The following is a 6,350-nucleotide window of genomic DNA, read 5'->3' on the forward strand; positions in this document are numbered from 1 at the left end:
GCCCCAAAGCATCTTAGGGCTAAGCTATATTGCGCTAGGCTTACTTTCATTTCTTATGCAAAAGCTAATCAATATCCAACTGTTAGCGATAACAGTTGTTGCTTATTAGATTAACTAATCAAGTAAGATATTTTTGCACCAGTCACTCTCATATATCATTTATTACAAATAAAACAAGTAGCTTTTCAGCATGCGGAGAGTTTTTTGATAGTTATTCAGCTATATAGAGAAATGCTAAAGTAAAACATTTACGAAACTATTCATTTACATGGCTGTGTGTTTTATGTACATTTTTAGCTTCTTATGTAATTCACTACTAATGGACTAGTTATGCCACACCTTATTGTGTATCGGTTTTGTTTATATCTGTTACTCATTTTAAGCTCTTCCTTTTCCATTTCTGCTTATGCAGCACCGATATTTGAACTGCTGTCACCTCCTACATTAACTGGAACTAAGTCGGGTTCATCAGTGCAATTATACTGGTCAATGGGTTGCAGCATAACCTCAGCTAATATTCAAGAGTCACAAGATGGAACGACATGGCAAACTGTTTACGATGGTTTAGGGAATCCTTATGACGGTGGCGTTGTCTCCCGGGTATCAACCCCATCTAGTTTTTCCACGGTTCCCCTCCAGCCTAGCGCTATTGATCTTGTGCTTGGACCAGGACCAACTATATGTACTGGTTGGATAAGCTCAAGAACATTATTACTATCAGGGAAAACAAAATCAGGTTATTACTATCGAGCTAAAGTGTGTGATAGCAGTGGATGTGGTCGCTATAGTGCAAATGTCTTAGTTGGAAGTGTGAGTTCTGGTGGCGGCAGTCCAAGTAATGGGGTTTTAGCTGACATTTCAACCATTCCAGACTCAACCAACGGCCAAACCTCACCAGCACAAAGCGACTTAGTGGGTGAAATAAAAGGCAATGCCGGCGTTGATGGCGGTGCTTTTTCTTATTCAGTGCCTTTGACAATTGCCCCTGGTCGTAAGGGCGTCCAACCTAGCTTGTCGCTAAACTACAGCAGTCAATCTGGTGAAGGAATTGCCGGAATGGGCTGGAGTTTATCGGCCAACTCGAGCATTTCCCGTTGCTCAAACATATTTGATTTAGATGGTTCAACAGTTAATAGTACCTTTAGTTCAGAAGATAAAATTTGTTATAACGGCAGTCGTTTAGTGGCAGTGGCAGCAAATGCTGGCGGTTCTGTTGGAAACTATGGCTCCTCTGGCACCTTCTATCAAACCGAGCGTGATGGCTCCGTTATTGTGCAGCAATTAGGTGGAACATTAAATAGCAGTGGTGTTTACTTTGTCGCTTCTGAAGTGAATGGCACTCAACACATCTTTGGCCAATCCACAAATAGTCGCATTGTTCCTGCTGGTTTAAGTTTAGCTTCAACGTGGTTGCAAGATACCACCCGTGACAGTCACGGCAATGAAGTCAGTTATCAATATGATGAAGCATCTGCAGGAAATCGTTATCTTCTTGATATCTATTATACCGGTCATAAAGGTGTTTTAGGGACTCGTCATATTCACTTTGACTACAAGACAATTCCTGGCTCTAAAAGTTATCAATGGGGTGGATATAGTGTTCATGATAGGCAATTAATGAACATTTCAATGAACATTGAAGGGCAAGAAAAAGCCATGTGGTTGTTAAATTACCAGGCTCCGACCTCATCTTTTAATGATGCTGTTGTGTTAGATAATTTGGAATATTGTGATGCAAGTAATAACGATTGTTTAAAAACGGAATTCACTTGGTTTTACCGTCAATATCAACACAGCTTACGAACCAGTCACTCCCTATCAAGTATTACGGATAACTATACCGTAGGATTAAAAGCGATACAGGATGCTGACTATGATGGTGATGGTGTTGCTGATTTATCTATTCCATTGGATGGTATTTATTTGTCACGTACTGGGAGCAAAATAACTTACCAAAGCCTGCCTGGTATCAGTAGTCGTCAATGGGCTGGAAACGCCAATGGCGATGGTGTCCTTTCTGAAAATGAGAAAAGTTCAAACGTTATTACGGGCACTATAGATTACGATTTAGATGGCTCTGATGATTTTGTCTACACTAACAGTGCTTCGCAATTAGTTTTTACCAGCTTTAACATTAACGGTAGTGTTAAGAGCACTTACAATTCAGCTATTAGCGCGACATGTTACACCACTATTTATCGTGATATTGGCGATAAATTTTGTTCAAGCCATGCGGTTGATATCAATGGCGACGGCCGTAAAGATATCTTACTCGCGACGAATAAACAGACTGGTTCTAGCAACTATATTGTTACTTATAAAGCTTATCTGCGAAATGCCTCTGGTGCTGGTTTTAGTTACAAAGGCAGCTTTACTGCACAGGCCAAAGAACCGCTTATTCCGATGGATGTGGATGGTGACGGTGTATTGGATTTGGCGCCAAGTCAATTCCATAAATCATTAAAATGGTACAAAATTGGCTTCAACTCATCAAATGCTGTCACATTTACGGAGAAAAACACCACATTTAACATTAACGTCGACGCTGTTCATCGTTCTAAACCGAGCCGTTGGGTTGATTTAAATGGCGATGGGCTCAGCGATATTTTGACGTTGAACAAAGTAAACAGCAATGACCGTTTTTACACCCGTTATATTATTTTCAATAAAGGCAATGGATTATTTGAAGCACCTGTTAATACAGGGATAAAAGAACTCGCATGGACTGTCAGTGGTGGTAATTTTGCTAAAGACCCTGTTTATGGTGGCCCGAGTGGTTACGTCTATGAAAACTATATTCAATTTATCGATTATAATGGTGACGGACGTCAAGATATCCTTTATCCGGATGTATCTCGTAAAAAGTACCTGTATGACTGTTGGAGCTGGAGTACTAACGAAGCCTGTGGTGCTGTGGACGGAGCTGATGCTCCCAGATTTTATGACTATGATGTCTGGTACTGGAATGTTCTACTCACCAATCCTGATGGCAAATCTTTTACTAATGTTCAGTTACCTATTTATGGGGCGTTGGCTACATTGTCGCCTATCGATTTAACTGGCGACGGCAGAGTTGATTTTGTCACCGGAATGGGGTTTGAGTCAGACGCCACAAAACGCACTTGGTTTTATGGCTCTAAACAAGGCGGTAAGCCTAGCTCTTATCCCGTCGGATTTACTCTTTTTGCACATGTGGATACTCAAGATACTGTAATTAAGAGTATCAAAACGGGTATGGGGGAAAAATTACAGCTTGGCTACACACAACTTAAAAATCGGTATAGCTCCCCTGTAGGGACTCAATATCCTTATGTTAACTTCACTAACACCATGCGAGTTGTTGCCACGTTAAAAGAAGATAATGGCCTAAATGGGGTTAACAAAACGGAATATAATTATAAAAATGCTCGCTTCCATGTCGCGGGTCGAAGCTTTCAAGGTTTTAGTGACATTATTGAAACCAATACTGATGCTCAAAACCTACATACATTAACGACTCAAACCGTTTTTTCACAAACCTTCCCTTGGTCAGGGACCGTTATGAAAAAAACCGTTAAAGACGGTCAACAAAATACTCTTAATGAATACCGAGTTGACGAACTGTCCCCGAGCCAATCGGAATATATTGCAGTCGTTGGTCGTAGTTGGTGTTTCTATCCCAAAAAGACAACGAGCGAAACGAGATCTATCTATCCAAACACTATTGTGTCTACGGTGACAAACACACAAGTTAAAAATCGCTTCTGCCAAACCACTTCATCATCAACTAAAACAGTTGATAGCACCATTGAGCATAATAAAAGCAGTACACAGGATTATACCGATTTAGCCGGTTGGTCAGTGCCGACAATCTCAACCGCCAATCAATCGGTTATCTACAAAGCAGCTCACGGTAGTGTCGTGTTAAACCCTGCTAATACCGCAACAAGCCAAAAAACAACGCACACGTATGGCAGTAATGAACAAAGCGTCAAAGCATTGCTTAGCAGTCGTATTGAAGGCACGGGTACATTACAAGGCGTCGCCACCACTACGACCTATAGCAACTATGACAAGTACGGTAATGCAAACAAAGTGAGTGTGGGTGATAGGTACAATCAGGTCGCTATGACTAATGATGGTTATTTTGCCTACAAAACCTTTAATGCCCAGTGGCCGGGCGTTGCAGTGACAACCAATACCTACGACCCGCTAACCGGTCAGGTGTTGACATCTGTTGATATGAATGGGGTGACGACAACCAATCAGGTTAACTTTATTGGCGCACCGCAAAGCTCATCTGTCACCAAAGGCAATATTGTTATTCAACCCACAAGTTATCTTTCTCTACAGTGGGAAACGGGTAACTATGCCTATAAGCAAACCATGCAAGCAGATGGTCAACCACAAGCCGTTACCTATTTCGATAGTCTTGGTCGTCCTGTAAAGCAGGTATCAGATGGTTTTGAAGGCGAAATCACTAGCGAAACCGCGTACGACGCAAGAGGCAATATTGTTAGTGAAACCAAGCCAACAGAAGATTACGGCACCCAAATTACGACACAATTTGAAGATTATGACGCATTAGGGCGCCCCGCTCGTAAGATTTACGATGATGGCATGGTCAGCTACCAATCAGAATATGATTATGCCGATGGCATTACGACGAATATTAGTGTTTCTGGCGGGTTAAATGCGTCGATGAGTCGCACCTATAACAGCCTCGGCCAGTTATTAAGCACTACAGATGCAAAAGGTAATAAAAGCTATTTTGCCTATAATGCCGCAGGTTTGCCTGTATTAATCCAAGATGTGCTGGGCAGTAAAATAACCGCCCGCTATGATGATTTAGGCAGCAAGGCATGGTTTAACGACCCAAACATGGGGGTGTGGAATTTTACTTATAATCAATATGGCGAGCTTATAACCCAAAAAGATGCGCGCAATATTACAACCACATTTAGCTATGACAAAGCAGGCCGCCAAACGAGTCAGGCTGGGCAACAAGCCAGAAGTTGGGTGTATGATACTGTCGTGGGTAACGGTAAGCTCTATCGGGCTCAAGTCTATGATAATATTCAAACTCATAGCTATGATACCGCTGGGCGCATTAAGCAAACTGTTACGGCTATTGGTAGCTTAAGCTTCACTGAAAAATATGCCTATGACACGCAATTTGGCCGTATCAAAGCCATGCAGTATCCTAGCGGCGAGCATGTGGCCTATCGTTTTGACGACAATGGTTATTTAATCGAAGACTACCAACGTTTTACTGATGGTTCCGAGCAATCACTGCGCATAATCGATGAGTACAGCGCCTTTGGCAGTATTAATCAACAAACGTTCAGTAACCATTATGTTCAACAGTTTAGCCGTAATTTAGCCGGTTCACCGACGAGTATCTGTACCAGTTCTTCTGGAGGGTGCAGCACTATCGGGGTGCAATACTTAAATTATGATTATGATGGAATGGGTAACTTAGCCTTTCAACACAATGTGATTACCCAGTTCAAAGAAAGCTACAACTATGACGAGCTCATGCGGGTTGATGACTCAACTAAAACGTACAAAGGTATCACCTATGCTGCGGTTAATTACGACTATGATGCCGCAGGTAATATCCTTGTTAAAGGCGATTACGGCAGTCAGTATCTCTACGGTAGTGTAGGCAAAGGTGCTGGCGGTAATGCAGGCCCTAACGCCATTAGGCAGTTTATCCGTGGTGGTACAAAAACCTTCACCTATGACAATAACGGTAACCGGCTCACAGGCGATGGCGTAACATTAAGCTATAACGACCAAAATAAGCCGTTAACGGTTGACCGCAATAATGTAAAAAGTACATTCAGTTACGATGCGAATGGTAACCGCTATAAACAGGTTAAACAGCAAAGTGGTAGTGTGGTATCGACCACGTATTATGTGGGCAGTTTTGAGCGTGAAGTGACCTTAAGCAGTACGGTAGATAAAACCTACATTGGTGACCACACCATTAAGATGAAAGCCCATGTGGGCAGCTTAGGTAATCAATCACCGTTCCAGCATGTACTGCGCGACCATTTAGGCAGTGTCGATACCTTGATGGATGCCAAAACCGGAGCAGTATTACAGCACCGTGGTTATGATGTGTTTGGTCGCCCAAGAGACATTGCATCTGGTAATGCATTACTATCTGGTACTAATTGGCAAGGTGTCACCAAAGGCTATACAGACCATGAGCATTTGATTGACCAAGAGCTCATTCACATGAACGGGCGGATATACGATTTCAACATCGGCCGTTTTTTAAGTGTTGACCCTTTTTTGCAGTTCCCAGAGAATAGCCAGAGCGCTAACCCGTATTCGTATATTTTGAATAACCCGATGAGTGG

At 42.3% G+C, this 6,350-nt stretch carries 1 protein-coding gene; it reads left to right on the forward strand.

The window, feature by feature from the left end; all coding sequences use genetic code 11:
• Nucleotides 1–330: 330 nt before the first annotated feature.
• A partial coding sequence (locus AAEY97_RS20905) for a SpvB/TcaC N-terminal domain-containing protein (RefSeq protein WP_351001232.1) occupies nt 331–6,350 on the forward strand: 6,020 nt, incomplete at its 3' end.

This window comes from Shewanella sp. TB7-MNA-CIBAN-0143 (assembly GCF_040310065.1).
GTDB lineage: Bacteria > Pseudomonadota > Gammaproteobacteria > Enterobacterales > Shewanellaceae > Shewanella.